The organism is Agrobacterium sp. 22-209-1 (genome assembly GCF_053522485.1).
Genome location: NZ_JBNWCH010000001.1, coordinates 366,749 through 380,463, shown reverse-complemented (window position 1 = coordinate 380,463; position 13,715 = coordinate 366,749). Strand labels below are relative to the sequence as shown.

The 13,715-nt window shown below is 61.2% G+C and carries 10 protein-coding genes; 9 read left to right on the top strand and 1 reads right to left on the bottom strand.

Annotation, left to right across the window (positions count from 1 at the left end; translation table 11 throughout):
* Window position 1 precedes the first annotated feature (1 nt).
* The 3 genes from araD to ACQZ48_RS01675 are packed head-to-tail and all read left to right on the top strand — an operon-like array spanning window position 2 to window position 3,279.
* Entirely contained in the window at window positions 2-1,726 is a 1,725-nt protein-coding gene (gene araD / locus ACQZ48_RS01685; RefSeq protein ID WP_448728426.1) for an L-arabinonate dehydratase, read from the top strand.
* Between the two features lie 11 nt (window positions 1,727-1,737).
* On the top strand, window positions 1,738-2,535 hold the full coding sequence (locus ACQZ48_RS01680; protein WP_374637518.1) for an NAD-dependent epimerase/dehydratase family protein: 798 nt from the start codon (window positions 1,738-1,740) through the stop codon (window positions 2,533-2,535).
* 33 nt (window positions 2,536-2,568) lie between these two features.
* Window positions 2,569-3,279, top strand: coding sequence for a ribonuclease activity regulator RraA (locus ACQZ48_RS01675; RefSeq protein WP_003506768.1), 711 nt, complete (start codon window positions 2,569-2,571; stop codon window positions 3,277-3,279).
* A gap of 3 nt (window positions 3,280-3,282) precedes the next feature.
* Here the strand turns inward: ACQZ48_RS01675 and ACQZ48_RS01670 are convergent, their stop codons facing one another.
* Window positions 3,283-5,634: a helix-turn-helix transcriptional regulator gene (locus ACQZ48_RS01670; protein WP_448728425.1), complete on the bottom strand. Its 2,352-nt coding sequence runs from the start codon at window positions 5,632-5,634 to the stop codon at window positions 3,283-3,285.
* A 137-nt stretch (window positions 5,635-5,771) separates the two neighbouring features.
* Between ACQZ48_RS01670 and ACQZ48_RS01665 the strand changes: the two genes are divergently transcribed.
* The 6 genes from ACQZ48_RS01665 to ACQZ48_RS01640 are packed head-to-tail and all read left to right on the top strand — an operon-like array spanning window position 5,772 to window position 13,671.
* On the top strand, window positions 5,772-6,800 hold the full coding sequence (locus ACQZ48_RS01665; protein ID WP_077985061.1) for an ABC transporter permease: 1,029 nt from the start codon (window positions 5,772-5,774) through the stop codon (window positions 6,798-6,800).
* Window positions 6,800-7,681, top strand: a complete 882-nt coding sequence (locus tag ACQZ48_RS01660) for an ABC transporter permease (RefSeq protein WP_077985060.1) — start codon at window positions 6,800-6,802, stop codon at window positions 7,679-7,681. The genes ACQZ48_RS01665 and ACQZ48_RS01660 overlap by 1 nt, the downstream gene beginning before the upstream one ends.
* A gap of 4 nt (window positions 7,682-7,685) precedes the next feature.
* Entirely contained in the window at window positions 7,686-9,332 is a 1,647-nt protein-coding gene (locus ACQZ48_RS01655; protein WP_448728424.1) for an ATP-binding cassette domain-containing protein, read from the top strand.
* Between the two features lie 17 nt (window positions 9,333-9,349).
* Window positions 9,350-10,906: a hydantoinase/oxoprolinase N-terminal domain-containing protein gene (locus tag ACQZ48_RS01650; RefSeq protein WP_142911960.1), complete on the top strand. Its 1,557-nt coding sequence runs from the start codon at window positions 9,350-9,352 to the stop codon at window positions 10,904-10,906.
* Window positions 10,899-12,032 (top strand): DUF917 domain-containing protein, encoded by a 1,134-nt coding sequence (locus ACQZ48_RS01645; RefSeq protein WP_004438394.1) that lies wholly within the window; start codon window positions 10,899-10,901, stop codon window positions 12,030-12,032. Before ACQZ48_RS01650 ends, ACQZ48_RS01645 begins: the two co-directional genes overlap by 8 nt.
* A gap of 43 nt (window positions 12,033-12,075) precedes the next feature.
* Window positions 12,076-13,671, top strand: a complete 1,596-nt coding sequence (locus tag ACQZ48_RS01640; RefSeq protein ID WP_448728423.1) for an ABC transporter substrate-binding protein — start codon at window positions 12,076-12,078, stop codon at window positions 13,669-13,671.
* Window positions 13,672-13,715 lie beyond the last annotated feature (44 nt).

Sequence of the window (13,715 nt, the reverse complement as noted above, 5' to 3'; positions counted from 1 at the left end):
CATGACAGATAAAAAACTCCGTTCCGACCGCTGGTTCGCACCCGACGACCTGCGCAGCTTCGGCCACCGCTCGCGCATGATGCAGCTCGGTTATGCGGAGGAGGATTTTGTCGGCAAACCCGTCATCGGTATCCTCAACACCTGGTCGGAGCTCAATACCTGTCATTCGCATTTCCCTGAACGGGTGAAGGATGTGAAACGCGGCGTGTTGCAGGCGGGCGGTTTCCCGGTCGAAATGCCGTCGCTCTCGGTGGACGAGAGCTTCACCAAGCCGACATCGATGCTTTACCGCAACATGCTGGCGATGGAGACGGAGGAGATGATCCGCTCGCATCCGCTCGACGGCGTGGTGCTGATGGGCGGTTGCGACAAGACGACGCCCGGCCTCGTCATGGGTGCGATTTCGGCCGGCGTGCCGATGATTTATCTGCCGGCCGGCCCGATGCTGAGCGGAAATTATGCCGGCAAGGTTCTGGGCTCGGGTTCCGACGCCTGGAAATATTGGGACGAGCGGCGCGCGGGTAATGTCACGGACGAGGAATGGCGTGGCGTGCAGGGCGGCATCGCCCGCTCTGCTGGTGTCTGCATGACCATGGGCACGGCCTCGACCATGACGGCCATTGCCGACGCACTTGGCATTACGCTGCCCGGCGCCTCCTCCATTCCGGCAGTCGATTCCGAACATCAGCGCATGTCCGCAGCCTGCGGCCGCCGCATCGTTGAGATGGTGTCGGAAGACCTGACACCGAACCATATCCTGACGGCGGCAGCGTTTCGTAATGCCGCCATTGTTGCGATGGCGACCGGTTGTTCCACCAATGCCGTCGTGCACCTCATCGCCATGGCGCGGCGCGCCGGTGTGCCGATGACGCTGGACGAACTGGACGAGCTTGGCCGCGTGACGCCGCTCATCGCCAATGTCCGCCCCTCCGGCAAGGACTATCTGATGCAGGACTTCTTTTACGCCGGTGGCCTGAGGGCGCTGATGAAACAGCTGGAAAGCCGTCTCGACTGTTCAGCGCTGACCGTGACCGGCCGCAGCATGGGCGAAAATCTTGAAGGCGCGAAGGTTTATAATGACGACGTCATCCGCTCGCTCGACAATCCCGTCTATGCGGAAGGCTCGCTCGCGGTCCTGCGTGGCAATCTCTGCCCCGACGGCGCCGTCATCAAGCCTACCGCCTGCGATCCCAAACTGCATGTCCATCAAGGTCCGGCGCTGGTGTTTGACAGCTACCCGGAAATGAAAGCCGCCATCGACGATGAAAATCTCGATGTGACGCCCGATCATGTGCTGGTGCTGCGCAATGCCGGACCGCTTGGCGGCCCCGGCTTTCCGGAATGGGGCATGTTGCCCATTCCCAAGGCGCTCATCAAAAAAGGCCATCGCGATATGCTGCGCATTTCCGATGCACGCATGTCCGGCACGTCCTACGGTGCATGCGTACTGCATGTCGCGCCGGAAAGCTTCGTCGGCGGTCCCTTGGCGCTTCTGAAAACCGGCGATATCGTGCGCCTCGACCTGCCCCAGCGTCGTCTCGATATGCTGGTTAGCGAAGAAGAGATCGCCCAGCGCCGGGCGGCATGGCAAGCGCCTGCGCCGCGTTATGAGCGTGGTTATGGCTATCTTTTCTCCAAGCACGTCACCCAAGCTGATCAGGGCTGCGACTTCGACTTCCTGCAAACGGATTTCGGCCGCACCGCCGGCGAGCCCGATATTTTCTAAGAGGCGCCATCATGTTGAAGCGATTGCTCATCACCGGTGCCGGCGGCAAGCTGGGAAGCATGCTGCGCGGGCGGCTTGGCCACGTTACCGAAACTATTCGCCTGTCTGATGTCGTCGATTTGGGTACGCCAGCTCCTCACGAGGAACTCGTTCGCTGCGCGCTCGAAGACGAGCAGGCGGTGCACGATCTCGTCAAGGGCTGCGACGGCGTCGTCCATCTCGGCGGCGTTTCCGTCGAGAGGGCTTTCGATCCGATAGAGGCGGCCAATCTGCGTGGTGTCTACAATCTCTATGAGGCGGCACGGTTGAACGGCATGCCGCGCATTCTGTTCGCCTCCAGCAACCATACGATCGGTTATTACCCGCAGGGTCAACAGCTTAGCCCGGAGACGCCTTTTCTGCCCGATGGCCTCTATGGGGTTTCGAAGATTTTCGGCGAGGCGATGGCAAGCCTCTACCATTCCAAATTCGGCCAGGAGACGGCCATTGTCCGCATCGGCTCCTGCGAAGAAAAACCGTCCAACTGGCGGATGTTATCGACGTGGCTGAGCTACGGTGACTTCGTCTCGCTGATCGAGGCCACATTCCGCGTGCCGACGCTCGGCTGCCCGGTCATCTGGGGCGTTTCGGCCAATGACGACAGCTGGTGGGACAATTCCCATGTCGATTTTCTCGGCTGGCAGCGGCGCGACAATGCCGCTGATTACCGGGGGGAAATCGAGCGCGACGTACCGCGCCCCGACCCGGAGGCTGCGATCGCAAAATATCAGGGCGGCATTTTTATCGATGAGCCCATTCACAGGACTTGAAACGCATTTATCCGCCATTGCGAGGAGACAGAGATGAACAATGAAACGCGCGAAAAACTGATGACGATTTCCGTCGCTACCCTGGCGACGGCGCTTTACAAGCGCGGCCTGCGAAACCAGGTCATTCAGGGCGTGCGCCCTCTGGGCTACAAGGGTAAAAACATGGTGGGCCCAGCCTTCACCCTGCGCTACATGCCGGCCCGCGAGGATCGCAACCAACTGGTGGAATTCCGCAACCCCGCCCATCCGCAGCGCGTCGCCATCGAAACCTGCCCGCCCGGCCATGTGCTTGTCATGGACAGCCGCAAGGACGCTTCTGCCGCCTCGGCGGGCGATATTCTGGTCACGCGCCTGATGGTTCGCGGTGGTGCAGGCATCGTTTCCGATGGCGGTTTCCGGGATGCGGCCACCATTGCCGAGCTGGATATTCCAGCCTACCACACCCGGCCCTCCAGCCCGACCAACCTCACCAAACACGAGGCTATCGAGATCAACGGCCCGATCGGCTGCGGCGATGCGCCGGTTTTCCCGGGTGACATCATCGTCGGCGACGCCGATTGCGTTATCGTCATCCCGGCGGGCATTGCCGACGAGGTGGCGACCGAGGCGGTGGAAATGACCGCATACGAGGATTTCGTCGTGGAGCAGGTCAAGGCCGGCCAGACGATCATCGGGCTTTACCCCTGCACCAAGGAAGAGCACCAGACGGCATTTGCCGAATGGCGCAAGAAGAACAACCGCTGAACCTTACAGCCAGCCCAGTGCTTTCGCCGCGCGGATTGCCTCCGCGCGGCCTTTGCAATCCAGCTTGCGGAACAGGTTGCCGAGGTGAAATTTCACCGTCACTTCCGAGATGTTGAGCGTCTGGGCAATCTTCTTGTTCGACATGCCGCTGGCCAGCAGTTGCAGCATCTGCGCTTCCCGTTGCGAAAGCCCGCCATGCAGCGCGCGCGCCTGCGGTGAGTTCATTGAGGCGGCGAAAATCGATAGTGCGCTGCGGACATCGGAAGAGGTCTCGATGAAACTGCGGATGCGGCGATTGTTCAGAAGCGGCGACAGGAAGATGCGTTCCTCCGACAGGACGCCGCTGCATCCAAGGCGGGTCGCCGATTCAAGGGCGGTGAGGATATGGGCGCGGGCAGCGGCGTTGTCGCGACGCTGGTGCGCGGCGTAGCTCTGCCAGATTCTCAGCGCGACCTTCTCGCGGTTGGTCACCTTGGGATTGGCGATCATCGCGTCGATCTGGCGGGACAGATAGGCGCGCGGCGTGAAAAGATGCACCGCATCCCGCAGCCAGGCCATGACATAGGAGATTTCATCGCGCCGCGTCAGGCGGGAAAGATCCTCGTGCGCGCTCTCCACCCAGTTGCGGCCCATGGGCATGCGGATTGCCGAAAGGGTTGCCGCCGCGTCCGCCCAGCGGTTGGCGTTCTGATAGGCGATGGCCGTCCTGATTTCCATCATCGCATGGAATTGCAACCCTTCCGAAAGGTGGATCCACAAGCCATCGAGAAAGCCCGGGCGAACGGTCATCGGAAAATGGTCGATCAGTACCTGCGAGGCGTAAAACAGGGCAAATTGCATGAGGCTCGGCCAGATTTCGGCAGCGGCGAAGTGATCGAATTCATGTTCAACGAAATGCAGGAGGTCGCGGGGCTTTCCGGCCTCATAGGCAAGGCAGGCTTCCGCCAGCCGCAACATCCGGAACTCCTGCACGGCGTCATGCGGCACCTGTTCCAGCCGCGTGCGCGCCTCCTGCGCGGCCCGGCGCGCCAGAAGCACGTCGCCGCTCGTCAGCCGCAGCACGATCTGGTGCAGGTGGATGAAGAACTCCAGCAGCGGCTGCCCACCCATTTTGCGCAGATAGATCAAAGCGCGGGCAGCGGCGGCCTCCGCCTCGCGGAAATTGCGGCGGCGGATTTCGAATTCCAGCAGCGCATTGTAATAGGCCGCCCATTTGCCGTGGTCGTCCATCGGGTAATCGGCCATGAACTCGCCGAGCCGCGTTATCATCGCGTCATTGGGAGTCAGGTCCTCGGCAATCATCAGGTTGAGCCGGAATGTGCGGGCGGCGAAGGAAAACCGTGAACCCCGGGCAAGCACCTTCAACGGATCGAGATAATCCGATCCGAGGCTCTTGCCGAGCAGATGGCGCACACGCTGCAACTCACCCTGTTTCAACAGGGCGCGGGTAACGGCGAAGAGCACGGTTTCATTCGTTGCGATCATATCCTGCGAAAAACGCATAATGATCTCGCGAAACCTGCCGACGCTGCTTCTGTAAATCAGTTCGCGGCCATGGGCGCGTTCCAGAATTTGTGCGGCATGGGTCTCATAACCGCGGTCGAGCAGCATCGCCATGGCCGCAAGCGCCCGTCCTTCCTTTTCGAAAGCCGATGCGACCTCCACCACGGCGCTCCCGGCCTGCAGCGTAGCGAGACGCTCCCGTGCGGCCAGGCCCAGAAGCCTTATCAGGGTGGGATGATTTTCGGAATTTCCGGTCAGGAAGGGCGGCAGCAATTCGGTCCATTCCGCCTCGGGTTCTGCGGAAGGGTTTTCGAGCCAGAGCGAAAGCTCAACCGTCTGGGTGGGCGAAAGATGCGGCAGGTAGTTTTCGCGCAGATAATCGGCACACAGCGGTTCGTTTGGAAGTCGGACCAGTGACAGGAAAGCCGGCCAGCCGGCGTAGTCGTGAAGGGCGAGACGCTTCTGCTCAGGTGGCAGGTCTTCAACCTCCTCCTGCCCAAGAAGCAGCTCATCCGGGCCGATGGTAAGCGAACCGTGATGCAGGATCTGCCGGGCCAGTCCGCTGATCCGTTGATCCGGGCGGCAGGCGATGACCAAAAAACGCACCTTTTCCAGAATGGCGGCGGGCATGCGCACCGCCCGCGCGAAAACCGGCACGTCCCATAGGAGGCAGTCATTTACGGCATCATCGCTTCGCGGCTGGTGCGTGCGGCATATCTGCGTTCCCAACTCCTTTGCCAGCATTTCCAGCAGCACGCTTTTTCCCGCACCCGCCGGAGCGCGCAGGAAGACTACGCCGGCGGTTTCGCTGGCGATGCGGCGGCAGAGGCGGGTGCGGGGCAGGAGCGTCATTGGCAACGGGATAGGGGACTTTATCTTAAAAACCTATACTCATGTTTTAAAAAACTATACCTTTTTTAGATTGTTCAAAAAGGGTTGGTGATGAAAACTTGTGCTCAGACAACCGATGCACAAGGAACGTTCCACCGATGCAGCAACATCCGTTGGTCGCGATTTTGAACAGGCTCGGCACCTTCGTGCTGGTCATGATCGCCCTGTCCATCATGATTTTCGCGCTCGCCCGCGTCGTGCCGGGAGATCCCGCGCGCATGGCGCTCGGCCCTGCGGCGACGCAAGAGCAGGTGGATGCGTTGCGCGGCGAGATGGGCCTCGACAAGCCGCTGGCCGTCCAATATCTCGACTATATCGGTAATGCCCTGCATGGCGATCTCGGTTTCTCGCTGGTGTCGCAACGCCCGGTGACTACCGATCTGGCACAGACCGTTCCTGCGACGGTCGAACTGGTACTGGTCTCGGTCATCTTCATGTTTGCCGTGGCTATCCCGCTCGGGGTCATTACGGCGCATTACCGCGACCGGCCGCTGGACCATATCGGCCGCATCCTGTCGCTCACCGGGGTGACGATCCCGAGCTTTCTTTTCGCCATCACGCTGCAATTGCTGGCCGCCCGTTTTCTTTCCGGCTGGCCGATCATCGGTAGGCTCGACCACGGGCTTGGCTGGCAGGGCGGCCCGACCGGCTTCATCCTGATCGACGGGACGCTGGCCGGGCGTTTCGATGTCGTGCTCGATGCGCTGAAACATCTCGCGCTGCCGGCCTTTGCGCTCTCCATGGCCGGCATCGGCCAGATCACCCGTATCACGCGCTCCTCGATGATCGAGAACCAGCGCAAGGACCATGTTTTGACCCTGCAAAGCTTTGGCGTGCCGGAGCGTGTCATCATCTTCCGTTACTTGCTGAAGCTTTCTTCCATCGCGCCGCTGACGATCATGGGTCTCGAATTTGCGTCGCTGATCGGCAATGCCTTCGTGATCGAGATGGTCTTCGCCTGGGGCGGCTTCGCTTCCTACGGGCTCAACGCCATCCTGCAGAAAGACCTCAACGCAGTGACCGCCGTGGTGCTGGTGGCCGGCCTGTTCTTCATCGTTGCGAACCTGATCGTGGATGTCCTGATCTCGATCATCGACCCGCGCCTGCGCCGCAAGGAGGCTCGCTGATGGCTGACATAAAAATGCTCGAACCCACCGATCGAGGCCTGAGTGCCGGTTACATGATGTGGTATCGCTTCAGCCGCAATCCGGCAGCGGTCATCGGCTCGCTGATCCTTCTGTCGGTACTGGTACTGGCGGTCTTCGCGCCATGGCTTACGCCTTATCCCAAACATATCGGCGCGGTCGTCGATTTCCGCGCCCGCCATATGCCGCCGGACCTGGAGCACTGGTTCGGCACCGACAAGGCCGGCCGCGATATCTTCTCCCGCACCATCTTCGGGCTGCGCGTCTCGCTGCTTCTCGTCATCGGCGTGCTCGGTATTTCGGTGCCAGTCGGAACCGTGCTTGGCCTGATTGCCGGTTATTTCGGCGGCTGGACCGAGAAACTCATCAGCGGCCTGACGAATGTGATGCTGGCCATGCCGCCGCTCGTCATGGCGCTCGCGGTCTCCAACCTCCTGGAACCGACGCTGACGAACGCCATGATCGCGATCACGTTGTTATGGTGGACCTGGCATGCACGGCTGATCTATTCGGTGTCAAAGTCTATCGCTTCGGAAGACTATATCGAGGCGGCACGTCTTGCCGGTGCAGGCCCGCTGCATATTCTTTTTCGCGAAATCCTGCCCAATTGCGTTTCGGTCATATCGGTCAAGACCACGCTCGATGCCGCCTTTGTCATCCTGTTCGGTGCGACGCTGAGCTTCCTCGGCTTCGGCGTCAAGCCGCCGACCCCCGACCTTGGATCGATGGTCGCCGACGGGCGCCAGTTCATGCCGGATTTCTGGTGGGAAGTGCTCTGCCCCGGCGCGGCCGTGCTTTACGTGACGCTGGGTTTCAATCTGCTGGGCGACGGCCTGCGCGACATGTTCGACGTGGAAAGCTAAAGTCATGACTGAACCGCTTCTCAAGGTCGAAAACCTCAACGTCACCTTCACCAATTACGGCCGCACCCGGCAGGTGCTGCGCGATGTCGCCTTTACCGTTGCAGCCGGCGAGCGCGTAGCGCTCATCGGCGAAACCGGATCGGGCAAGTCCGTCACCGCCAAGGCGATCATCGGCACCCTGCCGAAGAATGCCGCGATCACATCAGGTGCGATCGTCATCGATGGCCGGGATGTGCTGTCCATGCCGCGCAGGGAGCGCGAGGCGCTGAAGGGCACGGCGTTTTCGCTGATCATGCAGGACCCGCTTTCGTCCTTCAATCCGGTCTTCAAAATCGGCACGCATCTCGATGATGTCATGCGTTTTGCCGACAAGCGCGACGGTATCAATTCGTCGAAGGCGGAGCGCCGCGACCGCATCGCGGCGGTGCTGCGCCGGGTACAGCTTGCCGATACCGAACGGGTGATGAACGCCTATCCGTCCGAACTTTCGGGCGGCATGCGCCAACGCGTTCTGATCGGGCTTGCCCTGCTGCACCAGCCGAAGCTCTTGATCGCGGATGAGCCCGGCACGGCGCTCGACGTCACCACGCAGGATGAAATTCTCAATCTCATCAACCAGCTGGTTGCCGAAGAAAACATGGCATTGCTGATGATTACCCACAATCTCGGCGTCGTGCGCAAGGTGGCGGACAGGGTCGTGGTCATGCATCACGGCGATATCGTTGAGACCGGACCCTGCACACAAATCCTGCATACGCCTGCCGAGGACTATACGCGCTCGCTTCTGGATGCAGTGCCTCCGCTTTATGGCCCGCGCGTCACCGATCTGGCGCAAAGCACGCGCTCGCCCATCGTGACGATTGAAGGGCTGAACAAGATTTACGGCAGGCGCAACGGTTATCACGCCGTGCGGGATGTGAACCTGACCCTGAACGAGGGCGAGGTTTTCGGCCTGGCGGGTGAATCCGGTTCCGGTAAGACCTCGGTTGCGCGCATGATCATGGGCCTTTCGCGCCCGACCTCCGGCAATCTCGTGATCGACGCTCCAGCACCTGGGCGCGGCAAGCGGCTGACGCAAATCGTCTATCAAAATCCGGGCACCTCGCTCAATCCGAAGCGTACGGTGAAACAGACGCTTGCCCTGCCGCTGAAATCCATCGGCATGAACGGGCCTGCGCGTGAAAACCGCATGCTGGAACTGATGGGGCTGGTGCGGCTGCCGCAATCCTATCTCGGCAAATATCCGCATGAACTGTCCGGCGGCCAGAAGCAGCGTGTTGCAATTGCCCGGGCGCTGGCGGCCGAGCCGAAAATCCTCATCCTCGATGAGCCGACGGCCGCACTCGATGTGTCCGTCCAGAAGACGGTGATCGACCTTCTTTTGCAGCTGCGCGAGGAGCTTGGCCTGACCTATCTGATGATCTCGCACGACCTGTCGCTGATGCGCAATTTCTGCTCGCGCATCGCCATCATGCTGCGGGGCGAGATTGTTGAAGAGGGCGTGACGTCGGCGGTCTTCGCCGAGCCGGCCCATCCATACACCCGCGCCCTGATCGCGGCCATACCCGTCGTCACCGACGAGGAAGAACGTCTCAAACCCACCGTGACCGAGGAAGAGCGCATGCGCTTCCTCGTCAAAACGACCGATTGATGAAAGAGGAGCCTGACGTGTATCGCGTTGGAATTGACGTCGGCGGCACGAATACCGATGCCGTTGTGTTGCAGGATAAAACCGTTCTGGCGGGGGTAAAAGCCTCCACGACAGAGGATGTGACATCCGGTGTCATCGAAGCCCTTGAAAAGGTCATCGAGGCGTCGGGCATAGACAGGGCGCGCATCGGCGCCGTGATGATCGGCACCACGCATTTCACCAATGCGGTGATCGAGCGCCGGCATATGGACGAGGTGGCCGCCATCCGTCTCGGCCTGCCCTCCGGCGCCGGCCTGCCGCCGATGGTCGACTGGCCGGATGACCTCCGGGAAATCGTCGGCAACCACGGCTATCAGGTGCGCGGCGGTTACGAATTCGACGGCCGCGAAATTTCGCCGCTCGACGAGGACGAAATCGTTCGCATCGCCGCGGATATCCGCGCCAAGGGCCTGAAGGCGGCTGCCGTCACCTGCGTTTTCAGCGGCATCAACGATGCGATGGAGTTGCGGGCGAAAGAAATCCTGCAAGAGCGTTGCCCCGGCCTGCCGGTGGTGATGTCCAAGGATATCGGCCGGCATGGCCTGCTTGCACGGGAAAGTGCTGCAATCATGAATGCCAGCCTGCTGTCGCTGGCCGACCGCACGGTTGCGGCTTTCGGCGTGGCGCTGAAGGCTGCGGGCATTACCTGCCCGTTCTATATCACCCAGAACGACGGCACGCTGATGGCGGCTGATGTGGTGCGCGGTTTCCCCGTGCTCACCTTCGCGTCCGGTCCGACGAACTCCATGCGTGGTGCGGCCTTCCTCACCGGTCTCAAGGATGCCGTGGTCGTGGATGTGGGCGGCACCACCTCCGACGTCGGCTCGCTGTCCCACGGTTTCCCGCGTCAGGCCTCGACCACGGTGGATATTGGCGGCGTGCGCACCAATTTCCGTATGCCCGACGTTTTCTCCATCGGTCTCGGCGGCGGTTCGCTCGTGGTCAATGGCGATCACGGCCTGACCGTCGGGCCGAAATCCGTCGGTTACCGCGTCCGTCGCGAGGCGCTCTGCTTCGGTGGCTCGACGCTGACAGCAACCGATATCGCGGTTGCCTCCGGCAAGGCGGATGTTGGAGAGAAAAAGCTGGTCTCCAGCCTCGACAAAAAACTGGTGGATGCGGCGGTCGACAAGATCAACGACATGCTTGAGGCCTGCGTGGAGCGCAGCCGCATCTCATCGTCGCCGGTGCCGGTGATCGCCGTCGGCGGCGGTTCCATCCTGATGCCGGATCGCATCGGTGATCTTGAGGTCATCCGGCCCGAGAATTTCGCGGTGGCGAATGCTGTCGGTGCGGCGATTGCGCAGATCAGCGGCGAGACCGACCGGGTCTTTTCTCTGGTGGACGGGCGCACGCGCGAGAGCGCGCTGGCAGAGGCAGAAGCGGAGGCCCGGGAAAAGGCGATTGCCGCTGGTGCGGTTGCCGAAACGCTTGAGGTCATCGAGCGCGAGGATATGCCGCTTGCCTACCTGCCCGGCAATGCCACCCGTATTCATGTGAAAGTTGTTGGAGAAATGGGAGCCAATCATGGCTGAGACGCGCAAGCTGAAATATGACGAAGCGGCATTGCGGACGCTGACCCGTGAAGATCTCGACGCGCTGGAAATCGGTGCCGGTATTCTCGGCACGGGCGGCGGCGGCAATCCTTATCTCGGTAAGTTGCTGGCGCTGGAAGCCATGAAAGCCGGGTACGAAATGAAGATCCTCGCGACCGACGCAATCGAGCCGGACGCGCTGTGCATGTCCATCGGCGGCATCGGCGCACCTGTTGTCGGAGTAGAGCGCATTCGTGAAGGCCGCGAAGGCCTGCGCTGCCTGCGCGCGATGGAAGAGCTGATCCGCACGCCGGTAGACGCCATCGTCTGCGAGGAAATCGGTGGCTCCAACTCCATGAACCCGCTGGTCACGGCGGCGCTGGGTGGCCTGCCAATCCTCGATTGCGACGGCATGGGCCGGGCATTCCCGGAAATGCAGATGACCACCTTCTCCATTTACGGTCATAGTTCCACGCCATCGGTGATGTGCGATCTGCACGGCAACGCCGTCATCTTCAGCCATGCCGTTTCCGAGGTCTGGCACGAGCGCATGGCGCGCGCCTGCGTCGTCTCGCAGGGTGGCGGCGCGATGCTGGCGACCGCACCGATGCAGGCGCATTATGTGCACCAGTACGGCATTCCGAAAACCTACACCAAGGCGATTGCCATCGGCGAGGCCGTGATCCGTGCCCGCAAGCAGCAGGAAGACCCGATTGCCGCGGTCTGCGCGCTCGAAGGCGGGCGGCGCATCTTCAACGGCAAGATCACCGATCTGAAGCGCCATCTGCGCGGCGGTTTCGCGGTCGGCGATCTCACGCTGTCCGGCTTCGACGATTGCGCCGGCCAGACGGCGGGCGTCGCCATCCAGAACGAATTTCTGCTGTTTTCCCGCGATGGCAAGGTGGAAGTGACGGTCCCCGACCTGATTGTCCTGCTCGATGTCGACACGGGTTACCCGATCACTACCGAAGTGCTGCGCTACGGCCAGCGTGTGGCCGTCATCGCCATCCCCTGCCACGACCTGCTGCGCAGCGCCCGTGCGCTCGAAGTCGTCGGGCCGGCGGCCTTCGGTTACCCCGACATTCCTTTCTCACCGCTGCCCGTTCCGGTCAGCAAGGCTGCCTAACCATAAGCGGGGCCAATGACCCGCAATAAAGAGGAGAACGATAATGAAAATGCCTGTAGTTTCTTCCCGTCTCGCCGCGCTGGCACTCGGCACGGCGCTTGCGTTGCCGCTTATCTCTTCCGCATCCTTTGCGGAAGACAAGGTGTCGGTGGCGGTCAACACCATGCAGATATTCAGCTCGCTCGACCCGGCGAAAGTGACCGATTACACCGGCTACATGGCCATCGTGAACATGTATGACGGTCTGACCACGGTGAACGCCAAGGGCGAAATCGTGCCGCATCTGGCGAAATCCTGGGAGATTTCCGAGGACGGCCTGACTTACACCTTCCACCTGCGCGACGATGCGAAATTCCAGGATGGCACGGCGGTAAAGGCTGCCGATCTTGCCTGGTCGATCCAGCGTCTGCTCGGTATCAACAAGGGGCCGTCGAACCTCATCGTCGGCGTGCTGAAGCCCGAAAACGTCACCGCGCCTGACGATGCCACGCTGGTCATGAAGATCGAGCGCCAGTTCTCGCCCTTCATGGCGGCGACGCCGTTGATGATGGCGATGAACAAGACGCTGATCGAGGCCAATGCCAAGCCCGAAGACAAATGGGGTGAGGCCTATGTCGGCGAACATTCCGCCGGTTCCGGCCCCTACAAGCTGGTCAGCTACAATCGCTCCGCCGATATGGTCATCGCCCGCAATGCCGATTATTTCCTCGGCTGGACCAAGGGCAAGCCGATCGATGAAGTGCGCTTCGTGCAGACCAGCGACGACGCGACCGTCAAGGCACTGGCGGAAAAGGACGAACTCGGCCTGTCCTCACACGGGCTTGGCAACGACACCTATGAATCCATCGGCCGCATGAAGGGTTACAAGCTGATCCAGACCCGCACCGCCGGCGGTTTCGTCATCAAGCTCAACACCAAGGTCTACCCGACCGACGACGTCCACGTTCGCCGCGCCATCGCCTATGCGACCGACTACAAGACGATCCAGGAAGTGATCTATCCGGGCTTCGATATGACGGGTCCGCTTTCCGACGCGTTCAAGGACGCGCATAATGGCGATATCCAGCCCGGCGTTTACGATCTGGAAAAAGCCAAGGAAGAGCTGGCGAAGTCGAAATATGCCGGCCAGAAGATCACGCTCGTCAACAGCTACGTCGCGTCGCTCGCCTTTGAGGCCGAAGTGGCGCTGCTTCTGCAATCCAGCCTCGAGCAGATCGGCATCACGCTCGATATCAAGCCGGAGCCGTGGAACCGCATCGTCGAGCTTTCTTCCAAGCCGGAAACGACGCCGGCATCGACGCAGGTGAATATTTCGCCGACCTATCCGTCGCCGGATGCGATGTTCTACAACCAGTATCACTCCAAGGCATCCGGCACCTGGATGTCGATGGAATGGTTGCAGAATGCGGAAATCGACGGGCTGATCGACAAGGTTCGCGCCACCACCGACGTCAACGAGCAGAACGCCACCTACAAAGAACTGCAGACGAAGATCGTTGATCTTCAGCCTGACGTCTGGGCCGTTGCGCCGAACCGCCGTTATGCGGCGAACAAGTGCCTTCAGGGTTACGAGTTCATTCCCATGCAGAGCTGGGACCTGAACTTCTCCAACTTCCATTGGGACTGCAAGGCGGAGTGATCTTCGTCTCATGAAAACCGGCCCCGCCCAGACGGCGGGGTTGG

Coding starts and splice junctions, on each gene's coding strand:
- ACQZ48_RS01675 (WP_003506768.1), top strand. CDS start 2,569: ATGAACAATGAAACGCGCGAAAAACTGATGACGATTTCCGTCGCTACC.
- ACQZ48_RS01680 (WP_374637518.1), top strand. CDS start 1,738: ATGTTGAAGCGATTGCTCATCACCGGTGCCGGCGGCAAGCTGGGAAGC.
- ACQZ48_RS01655 (WP_448728424.1), top strand. CDS start 7,686: ATGACTGAACCGCTTCTCAAGGTCGAAAACCTCAACGTCACCTTCACC.
- ACQZ48_RS01645 (WP_004438394.1), top strand. CDS start 10,899: ATGGCTGAGACGCGCAAGCTGAAATATGACGAAGCGGCATTGCGGACG.
- araD (WP_448728426.1), top strand. CDS start 2: ATGACAGATAAAAAACTCCGTTCCGACCGCTGGTTCGCACCCGACGAC.
- ACQZ48_RS01660 (WP_077985060.1), top strand. CDS start 6,800: ATGGCTGACATAAAAATGCTCGAACCCACCGATCGAGGCCTGAGTGCC.
- ACQZ48_RS01665 (WP_077985061.1), top strand. CDS start 5,772: ATGCAGCAACATCCGTTGGTCGCGATTTTGAACAGGCTCGGCACCTTC.
- ACQZ48_RS01670 (WP_448728425.1), bottom strand. CDS start 5,634: ATGACGCTCCTGCCCCGCACCCGCCTCTGCCGCCGCATCGCCAGCGAA.
- ACQZ48_RS01640 (WP_448728423.1), top strand. CDS start 12,076: ATGAAAATGCCTGTAGTTTCTTCCCGTCTCGCCGCGCTGGCACTCGGC.